The sequence below is a fragment of the Gemmatimonadales bacterium genome (assembly GCA_019637315.1).
Taxonomy (GTDB): Bacteria; Gemmatimonadota; Gemmatimonadetes; order Gemmatimonadales; family GWC2-71-9; genus SHZU01.
Window position 1 is genome coordinate 104,207 of sequence record JAHBVU010000004.1, and the last position, 19,153, is coordinate 123,359.

Genomic DNA, 19,153 nt, shown 5'->3' on the forward strand with positions numbered 1-19,153 from the left:
TCGGCATCATAGTACGGTCCGAGGCAGTTCTCGTCTTGGACAAATGCGACATCACGGCGGCTCATGCGTCCTGATCGTAGCCCATGAAGAAGCAGGCCATCTCGGACCTGCCGCCGAAGAACTGCTGCGGAGCAACCCCCGCAAAGCGGCGAAACTCGCGGATCAGATGTGCCTGATCATAGTAACCGCATGTCGCCGCCACCCGAGCCCAGCCACTTCCGGCTCGATCCAGCATCGCGAAGGTGCGCCGAAACCGAAGCACCCGGCGCAGAGGTGCTGGGGCGAGCCCCGTGGCAAGCCCGACCCGCCGTTCCAGCGTGCGCAGAGTGACACCAAGATGCTGCGCCACCTCACTAACCGTCGGTGCCCCACGGTCGTTCAGGGCACGGACCGCGGCAAGCGCCAGCGGATCGAGCCGTGAACGCCAGGCGCGGCCGATCACTGCCGACAGCGCTGCGACCCGGGCATCGATGTCGGCCGAACTCTCCGCGGCCGCAGTCAACGACACCGCAAGCGAACGATCACAGTCGGCCAGGGCGACGACCCGGTCAGTCAGCTCGACGATTGGTACGCCGAGCAGGGCTGGTGCGGCGGCCGTCCGAAACCGGATGCCAATGATGTCGATGATCCCGGTCGGCTGGAGCTGCAGGGGCGCGGTCATCTGCCCCGCAACCAGCGTGCGGGGCTGAAGTTCGGTCGATCCGTCAGGCGAGCACCGCAGAAAGGGGTCAGCCAGATGGAGGACGACCTCACAGCGACCGTCCGCAACGACCGGCTGCACCGACCCGTGGGTGTACTCCCCCCGCATGAACCAGAAACAGCGAATCACGCTATCGAGCGGCGGAGGGGCGGAGCGTTCGGTATAGTACATCAGCGAATCCGAAGCAGGAGGCCAGCCATTACGATCCCGGACCTCGAGCCGCTCGCGCGTAATTGGTCTCCCACTCCGCGACCTCGGCGGGCTTGCCCCAGGCCCGATACAGATCAACGAGCCGCTTTCGGGCATCAGCCACGACCGGAGCGGTCTCGCCGCGCAGTTCGACCAGTCGGCGCTCACTCGCAAGGAGCAGTTGCTCGGCCTCAGCGTACTTGCCCGCAAGGCCCAGGTGCTCGCCCAGGATGCTCTCGCTCGATGCAATCAGCCAATGGCCTTCGGGAAGATGTGCCCTCCGAAGGGCCAGGCTCTCGCGCAGCCAGCGTTCGCCCGCAGCGAGCGAGTCGAGTCGGTCCAGTGCTCGTCCCAGGACCCCCATCGACGCCGCAACCAGGGGGTGCGCTTCGCCGAGCGACCGGTGTCGCAAAGCGATCACCTCTCGAGCGTGAAAGGCGGCCTCAGAATCTCGCGTCGCGCGCAGCAGGAAGTCGGCGTAGCTGTACAGCGTCCAGGCATACTCAGGATGCTCGGTACCAAGCAACTGGCGTCGCATATCGAGAGTGGCCCGAAAGGTCGAATCAGCCAGCTCGAACGTCGCGGTGCGCTCTCGGATCGACGCCAGGGGTGACAGGACGGCCGCGACCAGCGGGTGCACCTCGCCGTGGGCGCGACGCGCCGTTTCGACCGCCAACACGAGCAGGCTCTCTGCCCGGACGTCCTGCCCCAGTTCGCCGGCAGCTACACCCAGATTGGCATACGCATAGGCGAGGACCGAATCGTTGCCCGCCGCGTGCCGCTGATACAGCTCGAGGGCCCGCGCCAGCAGCGGCTCGGCCTCGCCGAGATTCCCCAGCCGAAGCAGGATCCGGCCACGACTGTCGGCGTGATTGGCGGCGGCAAGACCCTCATCGCGATCGAGCGGATAGATTGCGAGCGCCACGCGATGCATCGAATCAGCCTCGCCGTAACGACCCTGAAGCTCGACCGCAGTGGCCAGCTGGACCACCGCGAGCGCCGTCTCACGCGGATCATCCGGAACCATTCGCTGCCGCGCAGCTAGCGCGGCGAGGAACTGACCCTCGGCTGCGGCGAATTCGCCGAGACCGAGGTAGGTGCCGCCGATGATACCACGGATGTCGGCTTCCAGCTCGGGCCGCTGGCGCAGGGTATCGGCCCGAACGGCGGCGGTGTCCAGCACCGCGCGCATCGTGACATCACGGCCCAGGGAGGCTGGATTCGCAGCAACCAGCATCGTGGTCAGAAATCCTTTTACTTCCGTAGCCAGCGCCCGCTCTCGCTCCGCCTCGCGGGCCTTGAGCGTCGTGGCAATCAGGCCACCGATCAGGAACAGCCCAGCCAGCCCCAGTGCGGCGGCCTCGGCTCGATGCCGGCGGACCAGCTTGCGGAGGCGATACCCGAAACTCTCCGGCCGCGCTGTGACCGGCAGGCCGTCGAGATAGTGCCCAATGTCCCGTGCCAGATGCTCGACCGAGCCGTAGCGGCGTTCCGGCTCCTTCCGGAGCGCCATCAGGACAATGGCGTCCAGATCGCCCTCGAGCCGAGCCCGGCCGCGACGGGTGGAGCGCTCGCCCAGTGCGTCGAGTCGCGCTTCATTCAGCACAGCGCTCGGTTTCGACGGGGTAGCTTCGGAAAGAAGGCGCTCCGCTTCGATGGCGCTCTTACCGCGCAGATCGAAGGGGCGGCTCCCGGTCAGCAGTTCGAACAGCACAACGCCTAACGAATAGACGTCCGAAGGGGTACCCACCGGGTGACCAAGCACCTGCTCCGGCGAGGCATAATCGGGAGTGAAGGCACGGGTGTCGGCCGCCGTTGCAGGCGACGCCTCGAAACCCTCGTCCGTTGCCAGCAGCTTTGCAATCCCAAAGTCGAGCAGCTTGACCTGCCCGTCTGACGTCACCAGGATGTTGCCCGGCTTGAGGTCGCGGTGGACGACGAGGCCCTGGTGAGCGTACTGCACGGCACGGCATACCTGCAGGAACAGCAGCAGGCGTTGCCGTACGGACAGCCGTCGCTGATCGGCCCATCGACTGATCGGCTCACCCTCGACGTACTCCATCACGATGTAGGGTTGTCCGTCTGGCGTGACGCCGCCGTCGAGCAGGCTCGCGATGTTGGGGTGATTCAGGTTCGCCAGGATCTGCCGCTCAGCCCGGAAGCGACGCCGAAGGCCGTCATCATCGCTGTAGCGATGCAGAAACTTGATGGCAACCCGCTTCTGGTATTCCTCGTCTGCGCGGGCGGCTTCATAGACGCTGCCCATGCCACCGACGCCGATCCGGCGGACCACCTGATAGACCCCAACACGCGCACCGGACCACGGGTCGGCCAAGGCGGCCGCAGCCCGCCGCAGCGCCTCGCCTGACGCATCCGTATCGAAACCGGTGCCCTCATGCTGATCGAGCAACGACTGGACCTCTTCCGCAAGCTCGGCATCCTGGATCCGGAGCTGTTGGAGATGGGCGGTGCGCTGATCGGCGGGCAGGTCGACCGCGTGGTCGAAGTGGTCTTTGATGACCTGAAGACGAGCGGGCGTCAGTGGTCCATCGGAAGACATCCCGGCGGAACCTCGGGAAGGGGAACCGGCCGCCGCCGGGCCGACGGATTCAAGCTGGGGTGAAACCAAGCTTAGGGCGCGGGCAGGAGGCGGTCAAGCGAGTCTCAACAGCCGAACTGGTTCTCACCGTTTGCCGAACCCGTCCTCGCGACCGACGATCAAGTCGGCACCGGACAGCCGCTGCGAACCCCGAGGCGGCCAAGCCCGGGCCCCGATGGCGCCACCGACCAGCAGGCCCCCGCCCAGGACCACCGCAACCGACACCAAGAGCGGCCAGGCGCTCCAAATGCCCAGAGCCAGCGCGCCCATAGCGAGAAAGGCGGAGGCCGTGGCTGCGCCGAGCAGGGCACCGGCAGCGCGGCTGCGAGTCCGGGGCCAGCCCCAGTGCAACAGGAGCCCGGCAAGCAGCCCGACCACCCCGATGAACACAGCCGTCAGGATCAGCGCCGTCAGCGCCGGACGGATCGGTTCCCCCCCAGGCGTCGTCAACCCAAGGCGGGCAGCCTTGAGAAGAAGAATGCCTCCGGTCGCCATCAGCGACCGGACCATCAGGTTTGGCGCCTTGCTCATCTCGCCACATCCGTGTGCAGGCCCCGCCCGTCGCTCGCCCCGCGTTCATAGCGGCGGTGCGAATCGTGGCCGAGAATTGGACCCCGACGGCGTCGATCGCTCAACAATTTCAGGTCTCCGACCGTAGTGATTCTATCACCATTGCCACCCGGGTGCCTCGCCAGGCGCTCGATCCCCATCGCAAACCGGTCTCCCGGAGCATCATGACTCACTCATCAGCCCGCCTCTGGCCCGTTGCTGTCGCGGCGGCGGTCTTCGCCTCGTCGCTTGCGGCACAGCCAGCTGCGCGGAGACCCGACCTTCCGCTGACGCCGGCTCGGACCGCTGCTTTTACCACGACAACGGGCTCCTGGATGTCTCTGGACGTCAGTCCAGACGGCCAAACCATCGTCTTCGATCTGCTGGGTGACCTGTACACCCTGCCGATCAGTGGTGGCAAAGCAACCCGGCTTACCAGCGGCTTACCCTTCGATGCCCAGCCCCGGTTCAGTCCCGACGGGAAGCGGATCGCGTTTGTGTCCGATCGGAGCGGAGGCGACAACCTCTGGATCATCTCACTCGACCGACGCGACACCGTCCAGGTTACCCGGGGAAACAACAACACGTACGTCTCGCCCGAGTGGACCCCTGACGGCAAGTATCTCGTCGCGTCACGGACCAGTGGCGGCCCGGCCGGCCCGCCCAAGCTCTGGCTGTTCCACGTCGACGGCGGCACCGGCCTCCCGCTCATCACCGCGCCGCAACCGCTCAAGACCGTCGGCGCCGCCTTCGGCAACGATGGACGGTACATCTGGTACGCCTCCCGTACCGGCGACTTCAGCTACAACGTGATCTTCCCTGCGTACCAACTGCATGTGTACGACCGGGAAACGGGCCATCAGTCCCGCATGAGCTCGCGATACGGATCGGCCTTCCGGCCGGCGCTGTCGCCCGACGGCAAGTGGCTGGTCTACGGCACCCGCGAGAAGACCGAAACCGGCCTCCGGATTCGCGACCTGGCCACCGGTGAAGAGCGCTGGCTGGCCTATCCGGTACAGCGGGATGAGCAGGAGTCGCGCGCATCGCTCGACGTGCTGCCCGGCTATTCCTTCACGCCGGACAGCCGGGCAGTGATCGTTTCGTACGGCGGCGAAATCTGGCGGGTCGGCATCGACGGCGGTCCTGCCACGAAGATTCCGTTTACCGCCGACGTGTCGGTCGACGTCGGGCCTCATGTGAAGTTCACCAATCGAGTCGACACGACAACGACATTCCATGCCCGTCAAATTCGCGACATCACGCCGTCACCCGACGGCAAGCGCATTGCCTTTACCGCACTCGGCCGGGTCTATGTCGCCGACTATCCCGCCGGAACACCGCAGCGACTGACAGATCAGGACATCGGCGAGCACTCGCCGGTCTGGGCGCCGGACGGAAGCGCCATTGCCTTCGCGACCTGGTCGGACGCGGCGGGTGGCCATCTGATGCGGGCGCCGGTCGTGCGCGGCGGCAGGGCCCGGGCCGTTCGCCTGAGCGACGTGCCCGGCAGCTACGACGAACTGGTTTGGGCCCCGAACGGTCGCATCGTGGCAGTCCAGCGCGCCACTCGCGACCTCCAGGATCTCGGCGCGTCGTCCTTCCTCGGCGCCAGCGGTGCCGCCAACCTGATCTGGGTTCCAGCAACCGGCGGCGCCGTGGCATTGATCGCACCAAGCGCCGGCCGAAGCCGCCCGCACTTTGCCGGCGATGCGGAGCGGATCTACGCCTACAGCCGTACCGACGGCCTGGTATCGTTCCGCTGGGATGGCACCGATCAGCGCTCGCACCTCAAGGTGACAGCCCCGACCGGACCGGCCGGCGCCGCACCGGACTTCGAAACGATGCTGCGCATGGCAGGGAACCCCTCATCGGACCTTCCGCAGCTTGGCTTGCACCCGGACCCAACCGAAACCGGCGCGCCGGCACCGCCGGCCGGCCTCGTGATCATGGCCCCCTCAGGCGACCAGGCACTTGCCTACGTCGGAATGGATCTCTACCTGGTCACCGTGCCACAGGTCGGGGGTACCACCCCAACCGTGTCGCTGAACTCGCCGGACAACGCAGCCGTGCCCGTCAAGCGGATCAACGACATCGGCGGGCAGTTCCCGACCTGGAACCACGACGGCACCGCGGTCTTCTGGTCGATTGGCAACGCCGCCCTGCGCTACGACCTGGCCCGGGCGCGCGCCGTCGACGACAGCCTCAAGCTGGCGGCTCGGCAGACCGCGGCCGATACCGCTGCGCGGGCCGACTCCACCCGACGTCAGGCGGCGGCCAGGGCGGGGTACCGACCGGACGAGCATCGCATCCTGGTGGCGATCACGCGCGATACGCCGCGCGGCGTCGCGGTGCTTCGTGGCGGCCGCGCCGTGACGATGAAGGGCCGAGAGATCATCGACAATGCGGATATCGTGGTGCGCGACAACCGTATCATCGCCATCGGACCGCGGGGTCAGGTCAACATTCCCGCCGGAGCGCGCGAGATCGACGTCTCAGGCAAGACCGTGATCCCCGGCTTCGTCGACATCCACTACCACCCCCAGTGGCTAGTGCCGAACGTGCACACCAACCAGGTCTGGCAGTATCTTGCGACGCTGGCCTATGGCACCACGACGACTCGCGACCCGCAAACCGCCGTCACCGACGTGCTGACCTATCAGGACCGGGTCGAGACCGGCGAGATGATCGGGCCGCGGATCTACCACACAGGCCCTGGCGTGTTCAGCGGTGAACGGATCCGCGACCTGGACCACGCCCGAAACGTGCTGCGCCGATACTCAGACTACTACGGGGTCACGACCCTCAAGATGTACGGCGCCGGCAACCGCCAGCAGCGCCAGTGGATCATCATGGCCGCCAAGGAACTCGGCATCATGCCGACGACCGAGGGCTCGCTCGATATCCGGCTCAATCTGACCCACGCAATCGACGGCTACCCGGGTATCGAGCACAACTTGCCGGTGGCGCCCTTATTCAAGGACGTGGTTGAGCTCTTCAAGACCTCGCAGACCACCAGCACGCCGACGCTCGTGGTGACCTACGGCGGCCCCTGGGGCGAGCAGTACTTCTACACCAACGAGAACCCTGGCGCCGACCCCAAGCTGCAGCGCTTTACGCCGCAGTCGGAACTCGACTACAAGGTCCGTCGTCGCGGCGCGGGTAACGGACCGGGTGCCGCGGGTTGGTTTGCGCCGGAGGAGTACGCCATGCACCGGCACGGCGCCTTCATCAAGGACCTGATCGAGAATGGCGGCCGGGCCGGTGTCGGCAGCCATGGTCAGCTCCAGGGACTCAGCGTCCACTGGGAGATCTGGGCCATGCAGAAGGGCGGCCTCAACAACCACGACATGCTCCGCGTCGCGACGATCTACGGCGCCGAGGCGATCGGAATGGAGATGGACATCGGCACGCTCGAAGCCGGCAAGATGGCAGATATCCTGGTCCTCGACCGCAACCCGCTCGATGACATTCGCAACACCAATAGCATCCGCTACGTCATGAAGGACGGCCGTCTCTACGAGGCAGATACGCTGAACGAGATTTACCCGCGGCAGCGCCCGCTGCCGACGCAGTGGTGGATGAACGGGTCACAGTCGCCCCGAAACACACCCGGACTGCAGTAGCTTTCGCAACCGGTGCCGGCAGAGTCCGCAACCATCTGCCGGCATCGCGCATCGGTGAGCGCATCGGAGCGACAGCACTTGAAGGTTCAAACCTGGAACGAGACAACAATGATTTCCCGCGCCCGCTTTCTTATCCTGACTGCTGCCTTGGCGGCGGCACCCCTCTTCGGTTCGACCCTGGCTGCGCAGCGCCACTTCCCATCCGATGCGGCGATCCGCGCCATTCTCGATGATCAGGTGACCAGCAAGGGTACCGTCGGACTAGTCCTTGGCGTAATGGAAGCCGACGGCAGCACCCGCATCTTTACGGCAGGGCGGTCCGGCAGTACCGCGACACTGGATGGCAACACCGTGTTCGAGATCGGTTCGATCACCAAAGTCTTCACTACCGGCCTGCTGGCAGACATGGCTTCGCGGGGCGAGGTCGCCCTCGACGATCCGGTCCAGAAGTACCTGCCGAACGGCGTCACCGTTCCGACCCGCAACGGCAAGCAGATCACCCTGACCAACCTGGCCGCCGTCAACTCGGGACTGCCGCGGACCCCGACCAACTTCCGCCCCGCGGACCGGTCCAACCCCTTTGCCGACTACACGGTGGCGCAGCTGTACGAGTTCCTGAACGGCTACACCCTGCCCCGGGATATCGGCGCCGAGTACGAGTACTCCAATGTCGGCATGGGGCTGCTGGGGCACGCACTGGGATTGCGGCTTGGCAAGAGCTACATCGATGCCGTCGATGAGCGGATCCTGACACCGCTCGGCATGCGCAGCACAGCCATCACGTTGACACCCGCCATGCAGCAGCATCTCGCACCCGGGCACAACCGCGAGGGCGCCATCGTGCCCAACTGGGATATCCCGACCCTGGCCGGGACCGGCGCCATCCGCTCGACGGTGAACGACATGCTGAAGTTCCTGGCCGCCAATCTGGACCCGTCATCAAAGCCCCTTGGTGCGATCCTGGCCACGACCCATGCTGCCCGGACGCAGACGAGTTCCCCCGCGATGTCGGTCGGGCTGGGCTGGCACATTCGCAACGCACCAAGCGGACCGATCGTCTGGCACAACGGCGGTACCGGAGGGTATCGGGCCTTCATGGGTTTCGATCCGGCCACCAAGGTGGGTGTCGTACTGCTCACCAATACGGCCGTGTCGGCGGATAACATCGGCTTCCACCTGATCAAGCCGGAGCTGCCGCTCACCGCGGCTCGGTAGGCGCGACCGCTCTCGCCGACTCCGTTGCACCGACGACGGGCTCAGGACGTTTTGGAGCCCGTCGTTCGCAACGCAGCGCATTAGATTCCGTCGTTATCATGCCTTCTCACTCCACTGCCGCCATCTCGTTTGGGCTGCTCGCAGCCGTCCTCGTTACCGCTGGACCATTGCGGGCGCAACTTCACTTTCCGTCGGATGATGCCATTCAGGCCATCCTGGATGGACAGGTCACTGCAAAGCGGACCGTTGGCCTGGTCATCGGTCTAATCGAGACCGACGGAACCCGGCGGATCTTCACGGCAGGGCAATCCGGCCATCCGGGGCTACCCTTGAATGGGAAGACCGTCTTCGAGATCGGCTCGATTACCAAGGTGTTCACCACGGGACTGCTGGCGGAGATGGTGAGCCGCAGCGAAGTCGAGCTGAGCGACCCGGTCCAGAAGTTCCTTCCCGCCGGCGTTACGATGCCATCGCGGAATGGACGGCAGATCACCCTCCGGGATCTCGCCATCGTCCACTCGGGATTGCCCGATATGCCAAGCACATTCAAGCCGGTCGACTCGAGCAACCCGTACGCTGGTTTCACCGTGAAGGAGATGTACGAGTTTCTCAGCGCCTACACGCTGCCGCGGGACATAGGTGCGCACTACGAGTACTCCGACCTGGGCATGGGATTGCTTGGTCATGTACTGGGGCTGCGGCATGGGATGGGCTATTTCCAGGCGATCTATGAACGGATCCTCCAGCCGCTTGGCATGCGTGACACGAGAATCGACCTGACGCCGTCGATGCAGACACGCCTTGCCCAGGGTCACGATGCTGACGGGACACCCGTGCCCACCTGGGATGCGCCGGCGCTGGAGGGTGCCGGCGCGCTGCGATCGACCGTGGATGACATGCTTCTCTTCCTTGCCGCCAGCACCCACCCGGCCTCTACGCCGTTAGGCAGGATCTTGGCCAGCACTCATGCTCCCCAGGCAGCGACCGGATTCCCGCACTTGTCCGTTGGCTTGGGCTGGCACCTGCTCACTCGCCCTTCAGGATCCATCGTCTGGCACAATGGCGGCACTGGCGGCTACCGGACCTTCCTGGGCTTCGATCCCGCTCGGAGGGTCGGAGTCGTCATCCTCAGCAACTCGGCCATCGGTGCCGACGACGTCGGTTTTCACCTGATCGACCCGACGTTTCCGCTATCCGAGCCAGCGACGCGCTTCTGAGACTCCACGAAGGTAGGGACCCCGAACGCCCGACGCCCGTCCATTCTCGAGCGTAAGATTCAGAGCGGGACGGCAACCTACCTTTCAACGGGGTACTTCACCCCGGCCGGCACCGAGGAGCGGTTGCCGGACCCTCTCTCGACAGGTTGAACCATGCCACGCCTTGCTCCCACTCGCTTCTCGCTGACCTTACTGGCCACCATCCTCGCGGGGTCCGGCGCACTGGAGGCCCAGCGACACTTCCCATCGGATGAAGCGATTCAGGCCATCTTGAACGAGCAGGTCACCGCCAAGCGGACGACGGGCCTAGTCCTTGGCCTGCTCGAGGCGGACGGCAGCCACCGGATCTTCACGGCCGGACGATCGGGCAACCCCTCGGTTGCGCTCAACGGGCAGACGGTCTTCGAGATCGGTTCGATTACCAAAGTCCTGACTACGGAACTGCTGGCTGAGATGGTGAGCCGGGGCGAGGTTGCGCTGAACGATCCGGTCCAGAAATTCCTCCCGGCCGGAGTTACGATGCCGACACGGAACGGGCGGCAGATCACGCTCCAGGACCTGGCCACCGTCAACTCCGGCCTGCCCGGCATGCCGAGCAACTTCAAGCCGGGTGACATGACCAATCCGTATGCCGACTATTCTGTGAATGAGATGTACGAGTTTCTGAGCAGCTACACCCTGCCGCGGGAGATTGGCGCGCAGTACGAGTACTCCAACCTCGGCATGGGACTGCTCGGCCATGTGCTGGCGCTGCGGCTGGGCAAGAGCTATTTCGACGCCATCGATGAGCGGATTCTGCAGCCGCTGGGCATGCGCGAAACCCGGATCGATCTCTCTGCCTCGATGCGAGCCCGCCTCGCTCCCGGCCACAACGCAGGGGGAAGCGCGGTTCCCAACTGGGACATTCCGACACTCGCGGGCGCGGGCGCCCTGCGATCGACGGTGGACGACATGCTCCGGTTCCTTGCCGCCAATGCCAACCCCGCGTCGACACCGTTAGGCAGGATCTTCGAGAGCACCCACGCGCCGCGGGCGTCGACCGGATCGCCCGCCATGTCGGTTGGACTGGGCTGGCACCTCCTCAACCGGCCGATCGGGCCCATCGTCTGGCACAATGGCGGCACGGGTGGCTACCGGGCGTTCCTGGGATTCGACCCGGCCAAACGAGTCGGCGTGGTCCTGCTCACCAACTCGGCCATTACCGCCGACGACGTTGGCTTCCATCTGATCGACCCGAAGTTTCTGCTCTCCAAGCCGCCAGTCGTTCGGACCGCTGTTGCCGTGGATCCGGCCACGCTGCCGCAGTACGCCGGGACCTACGCCTTGACGGCAGATTTCACTATCGTCGTCACGGTCGAACAGGGCGCACTCTGGCTCGAGCCGACCGGGCAGTCAAAATTCAAGGTTGCGGCATCGGCTGAGAACGAGTTCTTCCTGAATGAGGCGGATCTGACCATCCTGTTCATCAAAGACGGTAGCGGCACCGTCACCGGCCTTCGACTGACGCAGGGTGGCGCCGTCACACCAGCCAAGAAGATCAAGTAGCCTGCGACTGCAGCCTCGAGATCCTCGCCAACGCACTGCATCCTGACGCCCATCCGCTGCCAGCGCGCGTGGCTGCCCCAACCTGCGCAGCGCGCATCCGACGGCAGCCTGTCTAGGGCGCCGGCACCCGCGTTGCCGGGGTGCCGAAGCGGTCGCCGAAGAAGTCGCCTGGGCGCCAGGTGGGGCGACTGGACGCGTTGGCGACGCGTTCACCCACTCGAAAGGCGACTTCGGCATACTTGGCGCCCGATTCGTAGTGCATCGGCTGATCCAGATCGTCCTTCGGGGTGTGGTACACGGTGCCCAGCCAGTTCATCAGGATGGCGCCGCCATCGACGGTCGAGTCGCTGCTGCGAGTTCCGTTGACGAAGAACAAGGCGGGAACCCCCTTCTTGATGAAGGGATACTGATCGCTCCGGATAAAGAATGCCTGTTCGGGCATCAACTCGGTCTCGAGCTCGACGCCGGACGCATTGGCGGCCACGGCGGCATCATCAGCCAGGGTTGAATGCTCCGCTCCGAGAGCAACGATACTTCGGGTCGGGAACAGCATGTGGTTGCCATCCATATTGAGGTTGGCAACCACGGAACCAATCGGTACGGTCGGGTACTCGGCGTAGAACTCCGCACCGAGCAGGCCCTTCTCCTCTGCTGCGGTGGCGATGAACAGGATTGACCGCTTGGGCCGTTGCTTCCGCTCCGAAAACGCCCGGGCAACCTCCAGCAGCGCAGCAACCCCCGACGCATTGTCGATCGCGCCGTTGTAGATCGAATCACCGTTGAAGGCGGCACCAATACCGTCATGGTCGAGGTGCGCAGTATAGACCACATACTCCTCGGCAAGGACCGGATCCGAACCGGCCAGCTTGGCAACCACGTTGGGCGCGGTCAAATCGCGATGAAGGTTTGCCTTGCGTACATGAATCTCACCGGGGAGCGCGAACGCCTGCGGTTTGCCCTGCCGCGCGGTCTCCAGCACCGTGTTCCATGCTGCCGAGGATCCGAAGAGTCGGGCCGAAGCAGCCGGGCTCAGCACCACACCCGCCAGCAGCGAGGACACCTCCGCAGGAAGCGATCCGTCCGGCGCCAGCCAGACCATGCCGGTCCGGTGCGAGAGTCGCTCCATGAACGACCACGGCGCTGTCCGCTCGGCGTCCTCGGTCCAGAGGGTAATTACGCCGCGAGCCCCGCGCGCCACTGCTGTCTTGGTCTTCTCCGCACCGGAAAAGTGAGCCCGCGGATTGGGAGGCAGTGACGACGGCGCGCCGAACAGAACCACGACCACCTTGTCCTTTACATCGATGCTGGCGTAGTCGTCGTACTGGAATTCGGGCGCGCTGACCCCATAGCCGGCAAAGACCATCGCTCCTCCGAAGGTTGTCAGAGTGTCGCGTGGATCACTCGACGCTACGAAGTCGACACCAGGTGTCAGATTTGTTGCCCGCGGACCGGTGACCCGCACCGACGCGCTGCCGGGCACGAGACCCGTTTCCCGGAACCGAACGGGCTGGAGATAGCTGCCATCCGACATGCCTGGAGCCAGCCCATACCGCTTGAACTGCTCCGCCACGTAGGCTGCCGCCTTGTCATAGCCGCGGTGCCCGGTGCCGCGTCCCTCGAGCGAGTCGTGGGCGAGCACCGAGACATGCTGTCTGATCCCGTCAACCGAGATCATCGGCATATCGGAACGGCTCCCGGTGCTGCAGGCAGCGGAGAACAGAACGCTCAGCACCAGAATTGTGACACGCAGACGGGACATGGATTGACCTCGGGAGGGATGACGAACGGTACGAGCCCGTCGGTAGGGCGACAAGGGGCGGGTACCAAATCAGGGCGAAACTCCTAGTTTAGAGTCGCCAACGATCCGAGAAGGCATGGCGCCGCCTGAGCCCAAGCACCAAGCAGACGCTGTTCGAACCACTCCCCAGGGCAGTCCGCTGGTCGGCCGGCCAATCCATCAGGAAATTCCCTACGGGAGTGCCTGGAACGCGGTACGCCGCCTGGCTGATCAATCCGGGCTCGTCTTCCTCGACAGCGCGATGAGCCATCAGGAGGTCGGCCGATACAGCTTCGTCGCCGCCGATCCGGTTGCCACGATATCGAGCCTCGACGGGCTGCGGGACGCGATGGCCCGGTTCCCCCTGCAGCATGTCGAGGGCATTCCTCCCTTTCAAGGTGGCGCCGCAGGCTATCTGAGCTATGAGGCGGCGCGGTCGCTCGAGCCGCGGCTGGCCGAGCGCATGCCGCCGCCACAGATTCCGGCAGTCGACTTCCGGATCTACGACCGCGTCGTCGCCTTCGACCATCTGGAGGAGCGAGCCTTTGTTGTCTCGACCGGCTATCCCGAGCAGAATGAGACGGCCCGCGTGGCACGGGCTGCGCATCGCCTCGAGGAGCTGCTCCGCCAGCTGGGCGTCGTTGCCGCGCCAAGGTCGGGCCACGGGATCATCCGCAACTGGCGGTCCAGCTTTTCCCGGAGCGAGTACGAGGCCGCGGTTCGCCGAACCGTCGAGTACATCCTCGACGGCGACATCTTCCAGGCCAACATCACCCAACGCTTCTCGGCGCCAGTGCCAGACGGGTTTGATCCCCTGCGCTTCTACGAGACCCTTCGGCGACGCAATCCGGCGCCGTTTGCCGCGTACCTCGACTTTGGCGACGTCGTCGTGGCCTCGAGCTCGCCGGAGCGCCTGGTTCGTTTCGACGGGCTGACCGCGGAGGCCCGACCCATCAAAGGCACCCGCCGACGGGACCAGGATCCTGGCAAGGATGCGGAACACAAAGAAGCGCTGCTGGGCAGTCGCAAGGATCGCGCGGAGAACGTGATGATCGTCGACCTGCTGCGCAACGATCTGTCCCGCGTCTGCGACCCCGGTTCGATCGAAGTGCCCGTGCTATGCGGCCTCGAGTCCTATGCCTCGGTGCACCATCTCACGTCCGTGATCACCGGCCGGCTGGCAGCCGCCTACTCGGCCATCGATCTGGTCGACGCCGTGTTCCCGGGAGGGTCGATCACCGGCGCGCCCAAGCTCCGGGCAATGGAGATCATCGCCGAGCTCGAGCGAGCCCCGCGCAATCTGTACTGTGGCTCACTCGGCTACCTCGGCTTCTCGGGGCGAATGGATCTCAACATCTGCATTCGGACCGCGCTGTTCCACCAGGGAATTGCCACTGTCGAAACTGGCGGAGGCATCACGCGACGTTCGGATCCCGCAACCGAGTATGACGAATCGCTGGACAAGATTGCGCCGATCCTTCAGGCCTTCGAGGAGCCATGATCCTCGTCGTCGACAACTACGACAGCTTCGTCCACAACGTTAGCCGCTACCTCCACGAGCTGGGTGAAGAGACCATCACGGTGCGCAACGATGCGCTGGTCGGCGTGCCGGAGGGTACAACGGCAATCGTGCTGTCGCCGGGCCCCTGCACGCCCGACCTCGCCGGGATCTCGCTCGAACTCGTCCGGCGAATGTCCGGCCACCTGCCGATTCTGGGCATCTGTCTTGGCCATCAGTGTATTGGGCAGGCGTTCGGCGGGCGGGTCACGCGTGCGCGAGAGCCGCTTCATGGTGAAGCATCACCAGTGCGTCACACCGGCCGGGGCATTCTGCGCGGCTTACCGGATCGCTTCCAGGGTGGGCGTTACCACTCGCTGATCGTCGAACTTCCGGAGGCCTCGCCCCTCGATGTGACTGCCAGGTCCGACATCGGCGAGATCATGGCGATCGAGCACCGAGAGCATCCGACCTACGGCGTTCAGTTTCACCCCGAGTCCGTCCTGACGGAACATGGCCACGATCTGCTGCGGAACTTCCTGGCCTGTCGGCGTTGAGCGAACTGCTCGCCATTCGATACCAGCGCCGCACCGGCGCCCGAGACACCGGCTCCACACCGACTGCCATCGACACCAGGTGACGCCCCGACTCCGTTCCGTCCGGCGTCGGGACGGTCCACCCGGCGTGGCCCCGACGGGTCCTCAGGGTGTCCTTCGAGAGCGCACCAATGGCTCGAAGCAGGGTGACGAGCACGTCGCCCTGATCGGTCAGCTCATACTCGAAGAATCCGGGCAAGTCGAGCCGGAACCCCGCTCCGGGTTCCGCTGACGCCAGCCAGTCGTGGGCGGGAGCCGTCGGCAACCCAGCCTCGTCCGGCCATGAGGTGTCGAGCCTCCCGGCCTGCCGTCGTTCCGCACCAAACGGCGATCCGACCGCAACGCCATCTCTCAGGCCCAGGGGAAGTCGAAACCGCAAGCGAGCGTTCTCTGCCCAGTTGTCGAACTCGACCAGGATCCGCAGCGTCGGCTCGCCGGCATGGAGCGAGAGCAGAGTCCTGCCGCGAATCACACCGCCGCTTGCCGGCTCGACGGTCCAGGTCAGCTCCAGCGCACCGACCAGGGGCCCGGTGGCGATCTCTCGGACCGCGACGACCCGCGCCGTACGCAACCCGGCCCGGTCGATATCGGGCGTGTAGAGGTCGCCGCCGTCCGGCTCCGACTCGATCACGCCTATGCCGCGAACGATGCGGCCAGATCGAAGGTCGCGAATCATGATGCGACCGCGGCGATCGACGACCGCTTCGATCCGGTCGTTCCGAAGCGAGCGGGGCCTGGTGCGCACCGAGTCCGGAGCGGACGGCGGCCCTGGCGCCAGGCCGAGGCAGGCCGCCAGAACCATCGGCCGACCGGGAGGCAGGTCGCGGACGCGAAATGCGATCCACACCTCATCCACCAGATCGAGATCCGGGTAGTGCTCGAGAGCATCGACCCGTTCGGTCGACTCGGCAATCCGCATGACCTGGACTGGAACATCCTCCCCAGCCTGGGTGCGCAGGTGAAACGGCTGGTATCCGGATCCGATTCGCGGGACGCGGCCTCCGGGCGGACCGACCAGCACGTCGCGCCTGAACCAGGACGTTCTGGCCAGCACAACCCCTCTGAACGGCTCCGCACCTCCGTGCCACAGCACCAGCGCCGGGCGAGTTGATTCAGGGTGCCGTCGCGCAACGTCGGGATCGTAGCCGATCAGCCGATCGATGGCTGCAGTTGCGAGTTCCCGCGCAATCGTGGCTGCCGCATCGAGCCGGACCTGCTGTTCTCGTGCAACGCCGTCAGCCGCGCACCCTGCGATCGTGTCGTGGAACTGAGACTGTACCAGCAGTCGCCAGGCCTGATCCAGCAGGGCCGGCCGGGGCTGACCGGCTGGAGCGACCAGGGGCTCGACCACGTCGAGCAGCTTCGATTCGACCTCCGCATGGCGGCGCTTCATGCGCAGTCGTGTCGAGTGCACGCCCTGCAGCGACCAGACGTAACCGGTTGAGTTTCGCAGCTCCCCTTGCAGCGACGCGACCTGGGGCTTGGCACTCTCGACGGCCCGGAAGAACTCGTCGAACCCGCTGAACCGAACGGTTGCATCCGGTTCCAGGGCGCCAATCCGATCGGCGAGAGCCGGCAGCTCGCGCGATGGAGTATGGTGATCCGCGCCAACCAGGATGGCAACATGCTGGGACACGGCGCCCGCTGTCATCCGTCGCCGCAGATCCCGCCACTGTGCCGGCAGGTCCGCACCGGCCGTCACGAGGCCGATGCCCATTTCGTACCCCTCGGGCGGCAGGTGGTATACGAGCACCGACCCGCCTCGGGGGCCGGTCCAGCGGTACAGGTCCTGCAAGCGTCCGCCGACCCGGCCGAGCCCGCGCCACAGTACGGCCCACGGCAGCCCGAACTGCGCGGCAAGATCAGGCAAGCCCGCAGGATGACCAAAGGCATCCGGGCTGTAGAGAACCCGGGCGTGACCGCCCAACTCCGCTGCGGCCGCAATCCCAAGCTCGAGATTCCGCTGCAGCGATGCTCCACGCGGAATCAGTTCGTCAGCCAGGACATACCAGGGGCCGAGCGCGAGCTGTCCTCGCAGCACGGCGGCCCGGAGACGGGCTCGCCGATCCGGAGCAACCGACAGGTAGTCCTCGGCGATGATCGTCTGCCCGTCGAGATGGAAACGGAGGGCTGGATGGGCATCGAGCAGATCGAGGGTACGGTCCAGCATCGGCAACAGCCGGGCCAGAAAGCCGTGCCGAGTAAGGTACCACTCCCGATCCCAGTGGACGTGCGGGATCAGATGGAAGGTCAGCCTCATTCAGCCAGAATGTCGTGGCTGATCCGGCGCTCGGGCGGTACCGCACTGGGCTTGCCGAGCACCTGACGCACAAAGTCATCCCACCAGTCGACCTGCGGCTCACGATCCCGGTACTGCGCCAGGGCTTCCCAGGTGCGGAGATGAATCACCGCGGCTCGCTTGGCCGCCTCCGCGCCGTCGACGCCCTCGTGCTTGAGCCAGCGCCGACCGATCTGTGTGTGCAGCACTTCGTCGGCCCAGTCAAAATCGTGGAAGTGGGCCGACAGGTCGTCGCCAGCGTCGATAGCGGTCCGGTACTCGAAGCGTTTCCCGGTGTCACCCGGCATCAGCGACTGCTCGATGGCAAACAGGAGAATCTGCCGCTCGAGCGGGGTGGCGTGCCGATTGAGCCGCAGACCAAAGCCGACGTTGAGCGGAATCCTGGTCCAATCGACGCCCTTGGCCTCGAACGCCACGGTTCCCATCATCGCGTGGCGCGCCTCGTCCCAGAGTTGGCGGGCATACTCGAGGTGGAACTCCCAGGGCAAGTCGGTCCGCTCGACCAGCACGGACGCCATCATCTCCGGCACGTCCATCTCGAGCGTGCGCTTGGCAAGCAATGCCAGGTTCCGCTCGTCGGCCGGCGCCGCAGGGTCGTTGTACACCGCATGCGGCGGAAACTCGAAGTTGTACTGACCGGCAAACCGCCCATCGCGCACCGGTGTCTGGTCCGGCATGAACGGCGCCGTGGCCCGAGCCGTAGGCAGGGTACGCTCAGGCACCGGATCGCTGCCCGAGACCCAGCCGGCGGCGGCGAGGTACTCGCGCAGGTGGCGGCCCCATTCAGCTGCGCACGCCGCGTCCTCCGCCGACCGGGCCGTCATCAGAGCGATGGCCTCCTCACCCCAATGCAACAGGTCCTCGAGCTCGATCAAGGCGTGGCGGACCACTCGGCGAGATGGATGGTCCACCAGGAGATTGGCCTGGCGAAGATAGGCGCGGTACTCCTCGACCAGCGCCCGAATCGTAACATCGTATATCCCGGTCACGACCTCGATGGACCCAGCCGACCGCAGCAACTCACTGGTATATCGGTCGAGCAGCGGGTCCGGCGTGGCGTCGAGGGCGGGCACGGGGTGACGCATCTCCCCGATTCGCTGCCGGATCGCCTCCACGTGCTGGGCAGTGTACCAGGGCGCCAGAGCCAGGGCACATTTGACCTCCCACTCCGGCGTTCCAGCAAGGTGCGCAATCGCCGTCCGCATGACCGCGCGTTCGAGCCACTGGAATCGGAGCAAGCGCCGGACCGTATCCTCGACCGAGTAGCCGATCCGCGCCGCGTCCCGGTAGCTGCCAAGCCCGGCCAGCTCCGGGACACCAATCGACGGTGCGTACGACACGGTAGC

12 protein-coding genes are annotated in these 19,153 nt (G+C 65.6%); 6 read left to right on the top strand and 6 right to left on the bottom strand.

Going from position 1 to position 19,153, the window contains the following annotated elements:
* Positions 1-61: 61 nt before the first annotated feature.
* The 3 genes from KF785_05395 to KF785_05405 form a co-directional block, all read right to left on the bottom strand.
* The gene (locus KF785_05395; protein MBX3146184.1) at positions 62-871 is read right to left on the bottom strand and encodes a helix-turn-helix transcriptional regulator; all 810 of its coding nucleotides are present in this window, start codon (positions 869-871) and stop codon (positions 62-64) included.
* Positions 872-899: 28 nt separating this feature from the next.
* A complete protein-coding gene (locus KF785_05400) occupies positions 900-3,449 on the bottom strand; it encodes a serine/threonine protein kinase (GenBank protein MBX3146185.1) in 2,550 nt (849 codons plus the stop codon).
* A gap of 123 nt (positions 3,450-3,572) precedes the next feature.
* Positions 3,573-4,019, bottom strand: coding sequence for a hypothetical protein (locus KF785_05405; protein ID MBX3146186.1), 447 nt, complete (start codon positions 4,017-4,019; stop codon positions 3,573-3,575).
* 203 nt (positions 4,020-4,222) lie between these two features.
* On the opposite strand from KF785_05405, the gene KF785_05410 reads away from it, so the two are divergent.
* The 4 genes from KF785_05410 to KF785_05425 all read left to right on the top strand — a co-directional run bounded on the left by KF785_05410 (position 4,223) and on the right by KF785_05425 (position 11,637).
* Positions 4,223-7,660 carry a PD40 domain-containing protein gene (locus tag KF785_05410; GenBank protein MBX3146187.1) on the top strand — a complete coding sequence of 1,146 codons (3,438 nt, stop codon included), beginning with the start codon at positions 4,223-4,225 and terminating at the stop codon, positions 7,658-7,660.
* Between the two features lie 108 nt (positions 7,661-7,768).
* Positions 7,769-8,875, top strand: coding sequence for a beta-lactamase family protein (locus KF785_05415; protein ID MBX3146188.1), 1,107 nt, complete (start codon positions 7,769-7,771; stop codon positions 8,873-8,875).
* Between the two features lie 98 nt (positions 8,876-8,973).
* Positions 8,974-10,092, top strand: a complete 1,119-nt coding sequence (locus KF785_05420; GenBank protein ID MBX3146189.1) for a beta-lactamase family protein — start codon at positions 8,974-8,976, stop codon at positions 10,090-10,092.
* 153 nt (positions 10,093-10,245) lie between these two features.
* Positions 10,246-11,637, top strand: a complete 1,392-nt coding sequence (locus KF785_05425; GenBank protein ID MBX3146190.1) for a serine hydrolase — start codon at positions 10,246-10,248, stop codon at positions 11,635-11,637.
* Between the two features lie 112 nt (positions 11,638-11,749).
* Here KF785_05425 and KF785_05430 read toward each other — a convergent pair whose 3' ends face one another.
* On the bottom strand, positions 11,750-13,396 hold the full coding sequence (locus tag KF785_05430; GenBank protein MBX3146191.1) for a M20/M25/M40 family metallo-hydrolase: 1,647 nt from the start codon (positions 13,394-13,396) through the stop codon (positions 11,750-11,752).
* A gap of 115 nt (positions 13,397-13,511) precedes the next feature.
* Here KF785_05430 and pabB point away from each other — a divergent pair, with 115 nt between their 5' ends.
* Together pabB and KF785_05440 are read left to right on the top strand one after the other, a co-directional pair.
* On the top strand, positions 13,512-14,915 hold the full coding sequence (pabB, locus tag KF785_05435; GenBank protein MBX3146192.1) for an aminodeoxychorismate synthase component I: 1,404 nt from the start codon (positions 13,512-13,514) through the stop codon (positions 14,913-14,915).
* On the top strand, positions 14,912-15,469 hold the full coding sequence (locus KF785_05440) for an aminodeoxychorismate/anthranilate synthase component II (protein MBX3146193.1): 558 nt from the start codon (positions 14,912-14,914) through the stop codon (positions 15,467-15,469). The genes pabB and KF785_05440 overlap by 4 nt, the downstream gene beginning before the upstream one ends.
* On the opposite strand, the gene KF785_05445 is transcribed toward KF785_05440, so the two are convergent.
* Both KF785_05445 and KF785_05450 read right to left on the bottom strand, forming a co-directional pair.
* Complete coding sequence (locus tag KF785_05445) at positions 15,354-17,768, bottom strand: hypothetical protein (GenBank protein ID MBX3146194.1); 2,415 nt, start codon at positions 17,766-17,768, stop codon at positions 15,354-15,356. The two genes, KF785_05440 and KF785_05445, sit on opposite strands and share 116 nt — an antisense overlap.
* Positions 17,765-19,147 carry a hypothetical protein gene (locus KF785_05450; GenBank protein MBX3146195.1) on the bottom strand — a complete coding sequence of 461 codons (1,383 nt, stop codon included), beginning with the start codon at positions 19,145-19,147 and terminating at the stop codon, positions 17,765-17,767. The genes KF785_05445 and KF785_05450 overlap by 4 nt, the downstream gene beginning before the upstream one ends.
* Positions 19,148-19,153 lie beyond the last annotated feature (6 nt).